Consider the following 16,033-nt stretch of genomic DNA (forward strand, 5'->3'; position numbering starts at 1 on the left):
GGGCCCGCAACTGGTGCCCGGCCGTACTGATGCGTGGCCACCCAGGTTTACAAAAGCGAGGAATATTCCATGAGCAGCGAAACTGCCGCCAACAACATCACGCGGGACGACACCGCAGACGCCGCCGGTACCACCGGGGTAGTACCCGTGGGTGCCGCCCGCCGCCGGGGTCCGTTCCGCGAAGGCGAGCGTGTGCAGCTGACTGACGAGCGCGGCCGGATGAACACCATCACACTGGAGGCCGGGGGAGCGTTCCACACCCACCGGGGCTTCCTTAACCATGATGAAATCATTGGCCAGGCCGATGGATCCGTCGTGACCAACAACGTGGGGCAGCAGTACCAGACGCTCCGTCCGCTGCTCTCGGACTTCGTACTCTCCATGCCCCGCGGGGCTGCCGTGGTCTACCCCAAGGACGCCGGCCAGATCGTCACCATGGCGGACATCTTCCCCGGCGCCCGTGTGGTGGAAGCCGGTGTGGGGTCAGGTGCGTTGTCGATTTCGCTGCTGCGGGCAGTCGGCGACAACGGCTATCTGCACTCCTTCGAACGGCGCGAGGAATTCGCGGACATTGCCCGCGGCAACGTGGAAACAATCTTCGGCGGACCGCACCCCGCGTGGAAGATTTCCCTCGGGGACTTCCAGGAGGAAGTGGTCCGCAGCGAAGCACCCGGATCCGTGGACCGCGTGGTGCTGGACATGCTGGCACCCTGGGAATGCCTTGACGCCGTCGCCACGGTTCTCGCCCCGGGCGGCGTGTGGATCAACTACGTTGCCACCGTGACCCAGCTGTCCAGGACGGCGGAAGCAATCCGGGCCGATGGCCGCTTCACTGAGCCCGACGCCTGGGAATCCATGGTCCGCGGCTGGCACCTGGAGGGCCTTGCCGTGAGGCCGGACCACCGCATGGTGGCCCACACTGGATTCCTGCTGGTCACCCGCAGGCTCGCGGACGGCGTCACCGGCATCTCGGTAAAACGCCGGCCGTCCAAGACGGACTTCAACGAGGACGACGTCAACGCCTGGACTCCCGGCGCTGTAGGAGAGCGGCTCGTCTCCGACAAGAAACTCCGCCGCGCTGCACGAGATGCCATCGCCGGAACCCACGTCAAGGACGACCCGGAGGTCACGAACTAGTCCGTATTTCGGATGTCTCCAGCAGTACCCGGCTTCTTGGGGCTAAGGTCTTAATAGAAGCGCAGGAAGGGGCTGATGCATGATGGAGACTCCGAACAACGACTCCTCACGGACACCGGACGAGGCCGCAGGGGCACCGGACCCTGAGAGTGCCCGCTACGTAGCCAACGAACTCTCAGTTGCGGACCGTCAGGTGAACATCCTCCGGGACAAGCTGCGGCACATAGACCGCCAGCTTGCCGCCGCGACGCAGAACAACTCAAAACTGGTGGGCATGCTGGAAACCGCGAAAGCGGAAATCCTGCGCCTCAAGAACGCCCTGGACCAGGAAGGCCAGCCGCCCTACAGCTTTGGGACCATTCTGCAGCTGAACCCCAAGCGGCAGCCCACAGCCGGCAACAGCGGGCAGGCGGCCACTGAAGAATCGGTGGACATCTTCAACGCCGGCCGCAAAATGCGCGTCGGCGTGAGCCCGCTGGTAAACATGAATCAGCTTGCCGTGGGGCAGGAAGTCCTCCTCAACGAAGCACTGCTGGTGGTGGCGGGCCTCGGCTACGAACGCGCCGGGGAACTTGTCACGCTCAAGGAGATGCTGGGGACCGACCGAGCCTTGGTCGTGGGACGCGCTGACGAGGAACGGGTCATCCGCCTTTCCGGGGCGCTGATGTCGGAGAAGCTCCGCGTGGGCGACGCCCTCTCCATCGACTCGCGGACGGGGTATGCCCTCGAGAAGGTTCCGCGCTCGGAGGTGGAGAACCTTGTGCTCGAAGAGGTCCCGGACATCACGTATGAGGACATCGGCGGCCTGGGCCCGCAGATCGAACAGATCCGGGATGCCGTCGAGCTGCCGTTCCTGCACCCGGACCTCTACCGCGAACACGGCCTGAAGGCCCCCAAGGGGATCCTCCTTTACGGCCCGCCGGGATGCGGCAAGACGCTGATCGCCAAGGCTGTGGCCAATTCGCTTGCTGCCCGGGCCGCCGAGCGCACCGGGAACGTGGACCTGAAGAGCTACTTCCTTAATATCAAGGGCCCGGAGCTCCTGGACAAGTACGTCGGCGAGACCGAGCGGCACATCCGCCTGATCTTCTCGCGTGCACGGGAAAAGGCCTCGGACGGCAGCCCGGTTGTTGTGTTCTTCGACGAGATGGATTCGTTGTTCCGCACCCGCGGCACCGGCATCTCCTCGGACGTGGAAACGACCATCGTCCCTCAGCTCCTGAGCGAGATCGACGGCGTCGAACGCCTGGACAACGTGATTGTCATCGGCGCGTCCAACCGTGAGGACATGATCGACCCGGCCATCCTGCGCCCGGGCCGGCTGGACGTCAAGGTCAAGATCCAGCGGCCGGATGCAGAAGCCGCCGCCGATATCTTCTACAAGTACATCACCACGGACCTTCCGTTCCACGAGTCCGACCTCGCCGAACACAGCGGCGACGTCCAGGCGACCGTCGACGCCATGATCCAGCGCACCGTTGAGGCAATGTACTCCACCGAGAAATCCAACGAGTACCTCGAAGTGACGTACGCCAACGGCGATACCGAGATGCTGTACTTCAAGGACTTCAACTCCGGCGCCGTGGTGCAGAACGTGGTTGACCGTGCCAAGAAGTACGCCATTAAGGACCTTCTGACCACACAGCAAAAGGGTCTTCGCATCGACCACCTGCTGCGCGCCGTCGTCGATGAATTCCGTGAACATGAGGATATGCCCAACACCACCAACCCGGATGACTGGGCGCGGATCTCCGGCAAGAAGGGTGAACGCATCACCTATATCCGCACGATCGTCCAGGGCAAGGCAGGACAGGAACCCGGGAAATCCATCGAGACAATGCCCAGCACGGGCCAGTACCTGTGACGCCGCGCAGCGCCGGGGTTCCCGGCGCCCCGCTCCCGGCGGGCGGGGCCATGCGGGTGATGGGTTCGGAAACCGAATACGGCATCCACGCTCCGTCGGCGCCGGGCGCCAACGCCACGATGATGTCCGCCCGGGTAATTCAGGCCTATGCCCAGCTGACCCGCCAGCGCGCTGCAGGCGGGGCGGAAACACGGTGGGACTACACGGATGAGGAACCCCTGCATGACGCCCGGGGCTGGACCCTCGAACGCAACCAGGCCGACCCAAGCCAGCTGACGGACCAGCCCCCGGTCCTCGACGCCGAAGCTGTGGCGCTGGCCTACGGACGCGAAGAACTGGAGCAGGACGGCGAAGACGAAACCGGCTCGCTCCTGATGAACATGGTGTTGGGCAATGGCGCGCGCCTGTACGTGGACCACGCGCATCCGGAATATTCCAGCCCGGAGGTGACGAATCCGCTGGACGCGGTTGCCTGGGACGCTGCAGGAGACCTGGTGGCACTTTCGGCGGTACGCCGCATGGCCGCCGATCCGCAGCTTCCGCCGGTGAACCTGTACAAGAACAATACGGACAACAAGTCGGTGTCCTACGGCTCGCACGAGAATTACCTCATGCCGCGGGCGGTGCCCTTTGGCGACATCGTCCGGGGGCTCACGCCGTTCTTCATCACGCGTCAGATCATGTGCGGTGCCGGCCGCGTGGGCCTCGGACAGGACAGCTCCCGGCCGGGCTACCAGATCAGCCAGCGGGCGGATTTCTTCGAGGCTGAGGTTGGTCTGGAGACGACCATCCGCCGTCCGATCATCAACACCCGTGACGAACCGCATGCCACGGCGGACAAATACCGCCGCCTTCATGTGATCATCGGCGACGCGAACCTCAGCCAGGCCGCCAACTACCTGAAGTTCGGCACCACGGCCATGGTGCTCAGCCTGATCGAGGCCGGACTTGCCCCCCGCGTTGAGGTCCACGAGCCGGTCGCGGCCCTCCAGGCCGTTAGCCATGACACCTCCCTGACCGCAACCCTCAGGCTTCTCGATGGCCGCCGCGTCACGGCTTTGGACCTGCAGTGGATGTACCACGAGGCCGCAGCCAAGCTCGCCCAGGACACCGGGGTGGGTGATTCCGTGGACGGCGACGGACACACCCACGCCCTCCTGGAACGCTGGGCTGCGACGCTGACGGATCTCGACAGTGACCGGACGGCTGCTGCCTCGTCCGTGGAGTGGCTTGCCAAGCTTTCCTTGTTGGAAGGCTACCGTCAGCGGGATGGACTGCAATGGAACGACGCCCGGCTGGGCCTTGTGGACCTTCAGTGGGCAGACGTCAGGCCCGAAAAGGGGCTTTACTACCGGATGCTTGCACGGGGCCGGATGGACCGGATCGTCGCCGACGAAACCATCGCCCGGGCGATGACGGAGCCGCCGTCGGACACGCGCGCATACTTCCGCGGCCGCTGTGTCAGCAGCTTCAGCAAAGACGTGGTCGGTGCAAGCTGGGACTCGGTCATCTTCGATGTACCGGGCCATGGACGGCTCCAACGAGTACCCACCCGTGAGCCCTTGAGGGGAACGGAAGCCCTCACCGGGGGCCTGTTTGCGAGGCACAAGGACACCGGGTCTTTCCTGGCAGAACTACTCGGACAAACTCCGCCTCCGCCACCGGCATAAAGCACCCCACCATGGCTTAAGGCGTGGCAATATGGGCTTACAGGATGTCCCCTCTCATCGGGGATGGATAGAAGGAGAAGGAAAATGGCAGGCCAGGAGCAGCAGCAGCCGCAGTCACGGGAGAGCGAATTCGAAGACGACGCCCCCGCAACGCCGCCCGCACCCGGAGAAGCCCAGGCATCGGCAGCCACCCAAGGCGTGGACGACCTCCTGGACGAAATCGACGGCGTCCTCGAATCAAACGCCGAAGAATTCGTCCGTGCCTTCGTTCAAAAGGGCGGCCAATAGGACCCAGGCTGCCCTCGCCTGAACGGAGGGACGGCAGGCCGGACGCCCGAAGAGACGTTGATCCACCACGTTGAAGGAGTGCATCAGTGCAGGACACCACAGCCAACCAGGTAGCTGCCAACGCCACGTCATCATTCACTGAACACCTCCAACGCAACAGGCCCGGCCTGCTTCCCTACAATCAGCCGTTCCCGGCAGCGCTGACCGGGGCGGGATCACAGCCGTTGCAGGTGCCGCACGCCACCACCATCGTTTCCCTGACCTATGGCGGGGGAGTCCTGATGGCCGGAGACCGCCGCGCCACGATGGGGAACGTCATCGCCAGCAGGCACATCGAAAAAGTGTTTCCCGCCGACAGCTATTCGGTGCTGGGAATTGCCGGCACTGCAGGCATCGCCATCGATCTCACGCGGCTGTTCCAGGTGGAGCTGGAACACTACGAAAAAATCGAGGGAACCCTGCTGAGCCTGGAGGGTAAAGCCAACCGGCTCGGTGCCATGATCCGCGGAAACCTGCCCATGGCCATGCAGGGACTGGCCGTAGTGCCGTTGTTCGCCGGGTTCGACCTGCCCGTCGGCATCGGCCGCCTGTTTTCTTACGACGTCACCGGCGGACGGTACGAGGAGAAGGAACACCATGCCGTGGGTTCCGGTTCCGTGTTTGCACGAGGTGCACTCAAGAAACTTTGGCGGCCGGGGCTGACGGCCGAAGAGGCCGTGGCCGTGGCCGTTGAATCCCTTTACGACGCGGCTGACGACGACTCGGCAACCGGCGGACCGGACCCCGTCCGGCAGTTGTGGCCGGTTGTCTATACCGTTGAACGTTCAGGCGCCAGGCGCATACCCGACCATGACCTCGCCTCCGTGGCCGGGGCCATCATCGAGGCCAGGACCACGGCACGGCGGGAGGCCTGAGATGACCCAACAGTTTTATGTGTCGCCCGAACAGCTGATGAAGGACCGTGCGGACTTCGCACGGAAGGGTATCGCCCGCGGCCGCTCGGTCGTGGTCATCAGCTGCGAGGAGGGAATTGCACTCGTCGCGGAAAATCCCTCCCCGTCGTTGCACAAGATCGGTGAAATCTACGACAAGATCGCCTTCGCCGCCGTCGGAAAATACAACGAGTTTGAAAGCCTCCGCCAAGCGGGAGTCCGGTACGCGGACGTCCGCGGCTACTCCTACGACCGGGAGGACGTCACAGCAAGGGGCCTGGCCAGCGTCTATGCGCAAAGCCTGGGTGCAGTGTTCACGGCCGAACAGAAACCGTTTGAAGTTGAGCTTGCAGTAGCGGAAGTCGGAGGGAACCAGTCGGACGACCACCTGTACCGGCTGACGTTCGACGGTTCGATCGCTGATGAGAAACGCTTCATCGTGATGGGCGGCCAGGCCGACAAGGTGGCCGAGACGGTGGAGGGCGGGTGGCAGCAGGAACTGAACTTCGCCGGTGCAATCAGGCTCGCAATGAAAGGGCTCGTCACCGACAAGGAAGCCGGCGAACTTCCGGCGTCAGCCCTGGAAGTTGCAGTACTGGACCGCGCTTCGGAGAGCACCCGTGGATCACGGCGGGCCTTCCGGCGCCTCGGCGACGACGAAATCGCCGCCCTGCTGTCTAAGGAGAACTGAAATGGACAAGCGCATTTTCGGCATTGAAACCGAATTCGGCATCTCGTACTCGAGCCCGGACTCGCGTCCGCTAGCACCGGAGGAAGTGGCACGCTACCTCTTCCGCAAGGTGGTCAGCTGGGGCCGTTCCTCCAATGTGTTCCTGACGAACGGGTCACGCCTATACCTGGACGTGGGCTCCCACCCCGAGTACGCGACCGCCGAATGCGACGACCTGGGACAGCTGATCGCCCACGACCGCGCGGGTGAACTGATCCTGGACGACCTCGTGGACGAGGCCCAGGAAAGGCTCGCCGCCGAGGGATTCAACGGCACCGTTTACCTTTTCAAGAACAACACCGACTCCGCGGGCAATTCATACGGCAGCCACGAAAACTACCTCATTCCCCGCCGCGGTGAATTCTCGAGGCTGGCCGAGATCCTCATCCCCTTCCTGGTAACACGCCAGCTCATCGCCGGTGCCGGCAAGATCCTGAAGACCCCGCACGGCGCCACTTTTGCCTTTTCCCAGCGCGCGGACCATATCTGGGAAGGCGTTTCCTCCGCAACCACCCGGTCCCGTCCTATCATCAACACCCGGGACGAACCGCACGCCGACGCTGAGTTCTACCGCCGCCTCCACGTCATCGTGGGCGACTCCAACATGTCCGAAACTACGGCCCTGATGAAGGTCGGCACGGTGGACCTGATCCTCCGTATGATCGAGGCCGGGGTGATCATGCGGGACATGCGGATGGAGAATCCGATCCGCAGCATCCGTGAGATCTCCCACGACCTCAGTGGAAGGGCGCTCATCCGCCTTGCGAACGGCCGTCAGCTGACAGCCCTGGAAATCCAGCGTGAGTACCTCAACAAAGTCACGTCCTTTGTCGCCGAGAACGGCGCCCACAACCAGCATGTGCCGCTCATCCTGGACCTCTGGGAACGGACGCTGACGGCCATTGAAAGCGGAGACACCAGCACGATTGACACTGAGATCGACTGGGCCATCAAGAAAAAGCTGATGGACAGCTACCGGAAACGGCACGGACTCGGGCTGGATGCACCGAGGATCGCCCAGCTGGACCTCACCTACCACGACATTTCGCGGACCCGCGGGCTCTACTACCTGCTGCAGTCCCGCGGTGCTGTCCGCCGGGTGGTGGACGACACTGCCGTCAAGGACGCTGTTGATGCGCCGCCGCAGACAACCCGGGCAAAGCTCCGCGGGGACTTTGTCCGCCGCGCCCAGGAACTGGGCCGCGACTATACGGTTGACTGGGTGCATCTGAAGCTCAACGACCGCGCCCACCAGACGATCCTCTGCAAGGATCCGTTCCGCAACGTGGACGAGCGCGTCGATGCCCTCCTGGACTCTATGGGCTGATACCCAGCTTCAGGGGCTATTCTGGATGGGGCCGTTTAACCGGCCCCGACTGCGTTGCCGCAGGCTCCACTTGCGGCAACGCATCCATCTTGCCCCGACGAAAGTTCTTACGTGCGCCGACTACTAGCAATTCTCATTCCCGGACTGCTGCTGATATCCGCCTGCGGCGGAACGCCCGCAGCCCCGGAACCCACCAGCCAGTCTGCTGGCGAGACCGCCAAGCTCGACTCCCTGAAGCTTACGGACAACGGGGACAAGAAGGCACCCGGAGTCGCATTCGACAAGCCCCTGGACGTGAAGGAACCCACCGTCAAGGTGGTCACCGAGGGCGACGGGGAACGCCTCAAGGCCAACCAGATCGCCGACATCTCCATCCTCGCCGTCAGCGGCAAGGACGGCTCCACCCTTGAAGACACCTTTGCCAAGGACCCGGAGCCTCTTGAATTGAACGATGCCCTCAAGACCGGAAACGCCGTGATCTACAACGCGTTTGTGGGCGCCAAGATTGGCTCGCAGCTGGCTCTCGCCGTCCCCGGCCAGGCCGCCAAGGAAGGTGCCGAGGCCGGCCCCACGCAATTGCTCGTGGTCAAGGTCCTCTCCGCGAAGGACGCCCCGAAGGTGCTCGACAAGCCTGAGGGTGAGACGGTCACGCCTCCCGCCGGGCTTCCCACCGTCAAGGAAAACGACAAGGGCATCCCGGAGATCTCTGTTGAGGGCGTCAAGGCACCCACGGCACTCGTCTCCCAGGACCTGGTCAAGGGCACAGGCCCCGCTGTGAAGGAAACCGACACCCTGACGGTGAACTACGTCGGAGTCACCCTGAACGGCGGAACGAAATTCGATTCCAGCTTCGACCGCGGCGAAAAGGCCAGCTTCCCGCTGACCGGCGTCATCAAGGGCTGGACGCAGGGCCTTGCCGGCAAGACCGTGGGCTCACGCGTCCTCCTGGTCATTCCGAAGGACCTTGCCTACGGTGATGCGGGACAGGGCGAGGCCAAGGGCGACCTGGTGTTCGTCGTCGACATCCTCGGCGTCAAGTAAGCCAAACCAACCAAAAAGGAGCAAACATGTCATTTGGACAACGCAATTTCGACCGCCAGAAGCCGGAAATTGACTTCCCCGAAGGCGATGTACCCACCGAACTGGTCATCACTGACCTCATCGAGGGTGACGGAGCCGAGGCCAAGCCGGGCGACACTGTCTCCACCCACTATGTCGGAGTCGCCTGGTCCACGGGCGAAGAATTTGACGCCTCCTGGGGCCGCGGCGCTCCGCTGGACTTCCGCGTTGGCGTCGGCCAGGTCATCCAGGGCTGGGACCAGGGCCTGCTGGGCATGAAGGTCGGCGGCCGCCGCCGCCTGGAGATCCCCTCGGAACTCGCGTACGGTTCCCGCGGTGCCGGTGGAGCGATCGCCCCCAACGAAGCACTCATCTTCGTTGTGGACCTCGTCGGAGTCCGCTAGGCGGATCCGCGCCCTGCGTCGGCCGGGCGAGCTCTGCAGGGAGCGCGGTAACAATCGGAAGGAAATTTCCGTTTGTTGCCGCGCTTCCGGCGTTAAGCCGCGACGGCTTTAGTAACGTAGCCAAGGTGTCCGCCTTACGTACAGAACGCCTCCTGAACCTGCTCATCGCGCTGCTCAACACCCGCTACGGCCTGCGGCGCAGCGAATTGCGCGAAAAGGTCTACCGGGACACCAGCAGCAGCGAGGTGGCCTTTGGCCGAATGTTCGAGCGGGACAAGAGCGACCTCCGCCAGTTCGGCTTCGAAGTCGAAACGGTCATGGACCAGGGCTGGGGTTCGGATGATCCTGCCACCACGCGCTACCGCATCGGCAAGGAGTCCAACCGGCTTCCTGACGTGAACCTCACCTCCGCCGAATGCACTGTGCTCATTCTGGCAGCGCAGCTGTGGGAGCAGGCCGCGCTGGGGTCGGCCGCACAGAACGCCATGCGTAAACTGCAGGCAGCCGGCGGCCTCACGGAAGCCGAACTGCCGGCAGGCGTCCAGCCTCGGATCAGGCCCGCGGGCCAGGCCTTCGAGGACCTGGTCACGGCCATGCATGCCCAGCATCCCGTGACGTTCCGTTACCTGGCCGGCAGCACCGGCCGCGAAGAACTCAGGACTGTAGAGCCCTGGGGCCTGGGCAGCCGCTTTGGCCAGTGGTACCTGGTCGGCCTGGACCGGGGCCGTGCGGCGAAACGCTTCTTCCGTCTGTCCCGCTTCACCTCTGCTGTGACCGTCCGGGAAAAGGAACGGTATTCGCCCCCGCCGGGCTTCAACGTCCGGAAGGAACTTGATTCACTCCCCGAACTGCCGGTGCAGTCCGCCATCGTGGACGTGGCGTCCGGCAAGGTGCTGGGCCTGCGCAAGCGCGCGACGGGAGCCCCCACCGCCGGGATGCCGGTCGAGACGCACGACGGCGGTTGGGACCGTCTCACAGTCCCTTTCCGGGACGCTGAGGTGCTGGGCGAAGAACTCGCATCATACGGTCCGAACGTCACGGTGGTTGCGCCCCCCGAGCTGGTATCGGCGGTCCGGAGGAGGCTGAAGGCCGCTGCAGATTTCGCGGCTTCTTCGTCTCCTGCGGTCGTCTTCCCGGATAACCCTCCGGCGAAGCGCCCGCGGAAAAGGACGTCAGAGGACCAACTTCAGCGGATGCTTCAGCTCGTGCCGTTCCTGGTGCACAATCAGGGCCTTCACATCAGCGAAGTTGCTTCCAGTTTTGGAGTCACCCGAAAGGAGCTCGAAGACGATCTGCGCATCCTGATCTGCTCCGGCCTCCCCGAGGGATACCCGGACGATCTCCTGGACATCCAGTGGGAGGATGACCACGTCTACATCACGCAGGACCTTGACCTCAACCGTCCGGTCCGCTTTACCGTAGATGAAGCCTGCGCCCTGCTGACCGGCCTGGAGGCCCTCAACGGCCTGCCTGAGCTCGCGGAAGGGAGTGCGCTGGAGTCCGTCACGGTGAAACTGATGGCGGCAGCAGGGGAGGAGGGCCTGAAAGCGGCGTCCATCGCCGGCCCGGAGGTGGGTCCTGGGAATTCGGCGCATCTTGCGACGATCCGGCAGGCCATCACGGACGGGCTTCAGCTGCACCTAAAATACTTTTCCGCGCAGCGGGACTCCATGTCGGAGCGGGACGTCGACCCGCTGCGGCTCTACTCACTGGACAACACCTGGTACTTCGAGGCGTACTGCCACAGCGCACGGGACCTGCGGAACTTCCGGCTGGACCGCATAGAGACCCTGGAACCAAACGGCCGACGGGTCACCGAGGCGGCAAAACCCGCCGACGGCTTCCCGGTGAAACTGTTCACCCCGAACGACGACGACGCTCTGGTTATCGTCGAACTGGCACCCCAAGGCATCGGGCTGGCCGACGACTACTACGCCGAACGGACGGCCCCGCTCCCCAACGGCGGTCTCATTGCCGAAATCAGGTTCGGCAGCACCGGGTGGCTGCCCATGTTCGTAGCCCAGCATGGCGGCGCGGTCCGCATTCTGGCACCGCAGGGCCTGGCCGATGCTGCCGGGGAATGGATCGACGCGGCCCTGGCCCGCTACGGCGGCTAGACTACACAGCATGCCTTGGTGGTCTTGGATCCTGATCTGGATAGCACTCGTAGCCGTTTCCCTGCTCTTCTATGTGCTCTTGGGAATCAGGCTCTTCAGGCAGTTCATGGCCACGGTCAAGGACCTTGGCGCTGCAGGCGAGCGGTTCGGGGCACCCTTGGCCAACCTCAGCGAGCCGTCCCGACAGTCCGGGCCGGACGGAGAGCCCGGACGGGAGTCGGGGGCCAGCCCGGGTTCGGCGGTTTTTGCCTCGCCGATGCAGATGAGACATGATTACCTCACGTCCAAATCCTCCCGCGGGGAAGAGCGCCGTCAACGGCGCGTTCAGCGCAAAGCGGACCGTGGCCAACCCCAGGCGCTGCGCGACATCGAATTCGGTTAGACGTAGGATGTATTTCGAGGAAAGGACTTCCAGTGGGACGACTCTTTGATGGCCCTTGGCCCATCGTCATTATTATCATCGTGGCTCTATTGCTGTTTGCCGCGCCCAAACTTCCGGCCATGGCACGTAGCCTCGGCCAGTCCATGCGGATTATTAAATCCGAGGTCAAGGAAATGAAGAACGACGGCAAGCCCGAAACCAAGGACGGCACGGATCCCGTCGAAGGTAAAATCGTCAACCATCCGCAGTCCCGCCCACAAAACGGCGACTCCAGCAGCAGCACCGGCAGCGCAGACGGCACCGACGTTCCGCCGTCGAACCGCGTTTGACCTGAAGTGGCACTGACGAAGGGCCGAAAATCCAACCCTGAGGGTCGGATGGCCCTGCTGGATCACCTTAAGGAGCTCAAGAACCGGCTCATTAAGTCGGCCATTGGCCTGATCATCGGCGGCATCGGCGGGTGGATCCTCTACGACCCGGTCTTGAGCGCCCTGAAGGAACCGGTGGATCGGATCGCCGAAACCACCGGCGGCACTTCTTCGGTGAATTTCTCCAGCATCGCGTCGCCGTTTGATTTCAAACTGCAGCTTTCACTGTTGATTGGCGCCGTCATCTCCAGCCCCATCTGGATCTACCAGCTGTGGGCCTTCATCACCCCCGGCCTCACCAAAAAGGAGCGGCACTACACGCTCGGCTACATGGCCGCAGCCGTGCCGCTGTTCCTGGCCGGTGTGTGGGTTGGGTGGATGGTGACGCCGCAGGTGGTGCGCGCACTCACCCAGTTCACACCGGCCGGATTCTCCAACCTCATCGATGCCCGTGACTACGTTGATTTCGTCACGCGAATGGTCCTGTTCCTTGGTCTCGCGTTCCTTGTCCCCGTGGTCCTGGTGGGCATTAACATGGCCGGCATCATCAGGGGTGAAACCATCCTGAAGGCCTGGCGCATCACGGTGTTCCTCGTCTTTGTACTAGCCGCCGTTGCTGCTCCGGGCGCAGATGCCTTGTCCATGTTCCTGCTTGCCGGCCCCCTGCTGGCACTGTTTTTCGCCGCCATCGGACTCTGTATCTTCAATGACCGGCGCCGGGACCGGAAGGCCGCGAAGACCGCCGCCGAAACTGAAGCGACGGCCGACGTTGCAACGCCCGGCACCGAACTGGGGAAACTGTAGTCCCGGGGCCACTAGGCTGGAAGTATGTCCTCCACAACCGGGCCACAGTCGCCGTCTGAACTCTACCGGGCCAGTGCCGAACGGACCGCAGAAGCTAAAACGTACCTCGGCGCCTTCGTCCGGACGCTGGATTTCGAACTCGACGATTTCCAGCGCCAAGCATGCCTGTCCCTGCAGCAGGGACGGGGAGTCCTGGTCGCGGCCCCCACAGGGGCCGGCAAGACCATCGTGGGGGAGTTCGCCATCTATCTGGCACTCCAGCGGGCGCTGAAAGCCTTCTACACCACCCCGATCAAGGCACTGAGCAACCAGAAGTATTCGGAACTGGCCGATAAGTACGGCCCGGAGAACGTGGGGCTCCTCACCGGGGACACCAGCATCAATGGCGATGCCCCGGTTGTCGTCATGACAACCGAAGTCCTGCGGAACATGCTGTACGCGGATTCGGACACCCTGGACGACCTCGGCTTCGTGGTCATGGACGAGGTCCACTACCTCGCTGACCGGTTCCGGGGCGCGGTATGGGAAGAAGTCATCATCCACCTTCCCAGCGAAGTGCAGGTGGCCTCGCTTAGCGCTACGGTCTCCAACGCCGAGGAATTCGGTGCGTGGCTGGACACTGTGCGCGGACACACCGACGTCATTGTTTCCGAGCACCGGCCGGTGCCGCTCTGGCAGCACGTCATGGTGGGGCGTGAAATCGTGGACCTCTTCGCCGGGGAAACGACGTTCGATGAGATTGCCCCCGAAGGCGAATCGGATCCCGCCGCGACGGCGATGACGGCCAACGCCGCCCTGGAGCGGGGCTTCGAAGTGAACCCGGACCTGCTGGCGATGGCGCGCACCGAGAGCCAGATGAATTCACGGGCCCGTTTCGGGCATGGCGGACGCAGCCAGCGCCGCCAACAACACCAGCGCGGCGACAACCGCCACGGCCAGGGCGGCCAGCAGAGCCCTGTCCGCAAGGCCAGCCGCCCCCAGGTTATCGCCAGCCTGGACCGCCAGGACCTGCTGCCCTCCATCACGTTCATCTTCTCCCGTGCCGGCTGCGACGCCGCAGTGGCCCAGTGCGTTTCAGCCGGATTGTGGCTGACCACTGAGCGCGAACAACAGGTCATCGCCCGCCGTGTGGATGAAGCGGCCCAGGACATCCCGTCGGATGATCTTGATGTGCTCGGGTTCTGGAGCTGGCGCGACGGCCTGCTGCGCGGGCTCGCAGCCCACCACGCAGGGATGCTTCCCACGTTCAAGGAAGTCGTGGAGAAGCTGTTCGTCGAGGGCCTGGTCAAGGCGGTGTTCGCCACGGAAACCCTGGCCCTGGGCGTCAACATGCCGGCACGGTCGGTGGTGTTGGAAAAGCTGGACAAGTTCAACGGTGAAGCCCACGTCGGGATCACGGCCGGCGAATACACCCAGCTGACCGGACGGGCCGGGCGCCGCGGAATTGACGTCGAAGGCCACGCCGTGGTGCTGTGGCAGCCCGGGACCGACCCGACAGCTGTTGCGGGCCTGGCGTCCCGGCGCACCTACCCGCTGAACTCCAGCTTCCGGCCCACGTACAACATGAGTATCAACCTCCTGGCACAGTTCGGCAGGCCACGCGCCCGGGAAATCCTGGAATCCTCTTTTGCCCAGTTCCAGGCGGACCGTTCAGTGGTGGGCCTGGCCAGACAGGTGCGGAGCAGGGAGGAATCCCTGGCCGGCTTCCAGAAGTCCATGACCTGCCACCTGGGCGACTTCACCGAATACTCCCGGCTGCGGCGTGAGCTTTCGGATGCGGAGAATATCGCCTCCCGCAGCACCTCGCGGGCCCGTAAGTCCATTGCTGAGGACTCGCTGAGCAGGCTTCTGCCCGGCGATGTCGTGGATGTACCTACAGGCAGGGCTCCCGGCTTCGCCGTGGTGCTCGGCTCCGACCACAACTCCCGCGAACCGCGGCCCGCGGTGCTGACGTTGGACAACCAGCTGCGAAGGATAGGCCTCCAGGACCTTGAAGGGCCCATCACGCCGGTGACCCGGGTCCGGATACCAAAGTCGTTTAACGCAAAGGTGCCCAAGTCGAGGAAGGACCTCGCATCGTCGGTCCGCAACGCGATCCGGGAAAACCGCCCGCCTGCACCCGGAAACGCCCGCAACACTGATTTCGGGCGTGCTGCGGCCCTGCCTGACGTGGAGAAGCGGATCAGCGATCTGCGCCTGGCGTTGCGTTCCCATCCCTGCCACGGCTGCAGCGAACGGGAGGATCACGCGCGGTGGTCGGAGCGCTGGTGGAAACTCCGGCGCGAAACGGATGGACTGGTCCGGGAAATCCAGGGCCGCACCAACACCATCGCCAAGACATTCGACCGGGTCTGCGACCTTCTCTCCAGCTACGGTTACCTCGAAACCTCCGAATCCGGAAAAGTAACCATCAATGCCGACGGCCAAAAACTGCGCCGGATTTACGGTGAGAAGGACCTCCTCATATCCCAGTCGTTGCGGCAGGGCGCATTCAGCGACCTCGATGCCACGGAAGTGGCGGCCCTGGCCAGCGTGCTGGTGTACCAGGCGAAACGGGAGGAACGCGGGCTCCGTCCCCGGATGCCCAGCGTGTCGCTGGAGACCGCCGTCGACATCGTCGTCCGGGAATGGTCCGTGCTGGAAGACGCCGAGGAAGAAAACAAGCTTCCGTTGACGGGGGAGCCGGAACTGGGGCTTGTCTGGCCGATCTTCAAGTGGGCCAAGGGCAAGCATCTCCAGGAAGTCCTCAACGGAACAGACCTGGCCGCTGGGGACTTTGTGCGGTGGGTCAAACAGGTTATCGACCTGCTGGACCAGCTGGCGAAGATCCCGGGACTGGATCCGCGGCTTTCACGGCTCTGCTCAGAGGCGATCGTCCTGGTGCGCCGCGGCGTGGTCGCCTATTCCACTGTGGTGTGACGCTACGGGCATCGCACCCCCACTTCCACCAT

The 16,033-nt window shown here is 63.8% G+C and carries 14 protein-coding genes; all 14 read left to right on the forward strand.

Translation table 11 applies throughout. The annotated features are described in order from the left end of the window. Positions 1–69: 69 nt before the first annotated feature. The 14 genes from ARTH_RS10990 (at position 70) to ARTH_RS11055 (ending at position 16,001) form a co-directional block, all read left to right on the forward strand. A complete protein-coding gene (locus tag ARTH_RS10990) occupies positions 70–1,137 on the forward strand; it encodes a tRNA (adenine-N1)-methyltransferase (RefSeq protein WP_011692018.1) in 1,068 nt (355 codons plus the stop codon). An 82-nt stretch (positions 1,138–1,219) separates the two neighbouring features. Then, a complete protein-coding gene (arc, locus tag ARTH_RS10995; RefSeq protein ID WP_043430712.1) occupies positions 1,220–3,001 on the forward strand; it encodes a proteasome ATPase in 1,782 nt (593 codons plus the stop codon). Positions 3,002–3,051: 50 nt separating this feature from the next. After that, complete coding sequence (dop, locus tag ARTH_RS11000; RefSeq protein ID WP_052309781.1) at positions 3,052–4,671, forward strand: depupylase/deamidase Dop; 1,620 nt, start codon at positions 3,052–3,054, stop codon at positions 4,669–4,671. A gap of 84 nt (positions 4,672–4,755) precedes the next feature. After that, a complete protein-coding gene (locus ARTH_RS11005) occupies positions 4,756–4,959 on the forward strand; it encodes a ubiquitin-like protein Pup (RefSeq protein WP_043429778.1) in 204 nt (67 codons plus the stop codon). Positions 4,960–5,045: 86 nt separating this feature from the next. Further along, positions 5,046–5,873: a proteasome subunit beta gene (gene prcB / locus ARTH_RS11010; RefSeq protein ID WP_011692022.1), complete on the forward strand. Its 828-nt coding sequence runs from the start codon at positions 5,046–5,048 to the stop codon at positions 5,871–5,873. Position 5,874: 1 nt separating this feature from the next. Continuing rightward, complete coding sequence (gene prcA, locus ARTH_RS11015) at positions 5,875–6,582, forward strand: proteasome subunit alpha (RefSeq protein ID WP_011692023.1); 708 nt, start codon at positions 5,875–5,877, stop codon at positions 6,580–6,582. A gap of 1 nt (position 6,583) precedes the next feature. Further along, a complete protein-coding gene (gene pafA / locus ARTH_RS11020; RefSeq protein ID WP_011692024.1) occupies positions 6,584–7,948 on the forward strand; it encodes a Pup--protein ligase in 1,365 nt (454 codons plus the stop codon). Between the two features lie 111 nt (positions 7,949–8,059). Further along, positions 8,060–8,989 carry an FKBP-type peptidyl-prolyl cis-trans isomerase gene (locus ARTH_RS11025; RefSeq protein ID WP_011692025.1) on the forward strand — a complete coding sequence of 310 codons (930 nt, stop codon included), beginning with the start codon at positions 8,060–8,062 and terminating at the stop codon, positions 8,987–8,989. A 26-nt stretch (positions 8,990–9,015) separates the two neighbouring features. After that, positions 9,016–9,411 carry an FKBP-type peptidyl-prolyl cis-trans isomerase gene (locus tag ARTH_RS11030; RefSeq protein ID WP_011692026.1) on the forward strand — a complete coding sequence of 132 codons (396 nt, stop codon included), beginning with the start codon at positions 9,016–9,018 and terminating at the stop codon, positions 9,409–9,411. Between the two features lie 125 nt (positions 9,412–9,536). After that, a complete protein-coding gene (locus ARTH_RS11035) occupies positions 9,537–11,528 on the forward strand; it encodes a helix-turn-helix transcriptional regulator (RefSeq protein ID WP_011692027.1) in 1,992 nt (663 codons plus the stop codon). Between the two features lie 10 nt (positions 11,529–11,538). Beyond that, the gene (locus ARTH_RS11040) at positions 11,539–11,910 is read left to right on the forward strand and encodes a hypothetical protein (protein ID WP_011692028.1); all 372 of its coding nucleotides are present in this window, start codon (positions 11,539–11,541) and stop codon (positions 11,908–11,910) included. A 32-nt stretch (positions 11,911–11,942) separates the two neighbouring features. Further along, entirely contained in the window at positions 11,943–12,239 is a 297-nt protein-coding gene (gene tatA, locus ARTH_RS11045) for a Sec-independent protein translocase subunit TatA (protein ID WP_011692029.1), read from the forward strand. A gap of 48 nt (positions 12,240–12,287) precedes the next feature. After that, on the forward strand, positions 12,288–13,082 hold the full coding sequence (gene tatC, locus ARTH_RS11050; protein ID WP_011692030.1) for a twin-arginine translocase subunit TatC: 795 nt from the start codon (positions 12,288–12,290) through the stop codon (positions 13,080–13,082). 24 nt (positions 13,083–13,106) lie between these two features. Next, positions 13,107–16,001 carry a DEAD/DEAH box helicase gene (locus ARTH_RS11055; RefSeq protein WP_011692031.1) on the forward strand — a complete coding sequence of 965 codons (2,895 nt, stop codon included), beginning with the start codon at positions 13,107–13,109 and terminating at the stop codon, positions 15,999–16,001. Positions 16,002–16,033: the final 32 nt, after the last annotated feature.

It is taken from the genome of Arthrobacter sp. FB24 (assembly GCF_000196235.1).
In the GTDB taxonomy this organism is placed as follows: domain Bacteria; phylum Actinomycetota; class Actinomycetes; order Actinomycetales; family Micrococcaceae; genus Arthrobacter.

Bases quoted from the DNA above. Each gene is read 5' to 3' on its own strand.
- ARTH_RS11055 (WP_011692031.1), top strand. From the start codon at position 13,107: ATGTCCTCCACAACCGGGCCACAGTCGCCGTCTGAACTCTACCGGGCC.
- ARTH_RS11040 (WP_011692028.1), top strand. From the start codon at position 11,539: ATGCCTTGGTGGTCTTGGATCCTGATCTGGATAGCACTCGTAGCCGTT.
- ARTH_RS11030 (WP_011692026.1), top strand. From the start codon at position 9,016: ATGTCATTTGGACAACGCAATTTCGACCGCCAGAAGCCGGAAATTGAC.
- ARTH_RS10990 (WP_011692018.1), top strand. From the start codon at position 70: ATGAGCAGCGAAACTGCCGCCAACAACATCACGCGGGACGACACCGCA.
- prcA (WP_011692023.1), top strand. From the start codon at position 5,875: ATGACCCAACAGTTTTATGTGTCGCCCGAACAGCTGATGAAGGACCGT.
- arc (WP_043430712.1), top strand. From the start codon at position 1,220: ATGGAGACTCCGAACAACGACTCCTCACGGACACCGGACGAGGCCGCA.
- pafA (WP_011692024.1), top strand. From the start codon at position 6,584: ATGGACAAGCGCATTTTCGGCATTGAAACCGAATTCGGCATCTCGTAC.
- ARTH_RS11005 (WP_043429778.1), top strand. From the start codon at position 4,756: ATGGCAGGCCAGGAGCAGCAGCAGCCGCAGTCACGGGAGAGCGAATTC.
- dop (WP_052309781.1), top strand. From the start codon at position 3,052: ATGCGGGTGATGGGTTCGGAAACCGAATACGGCATCCACGCTCCGTCG.
- tatC (WP_011692030.1), top strand. From the start codon at position 12,288: ATGGCCCTGCTGGATCACCTTAAGGAGCTCAAGAACCGGCTCATTAAG.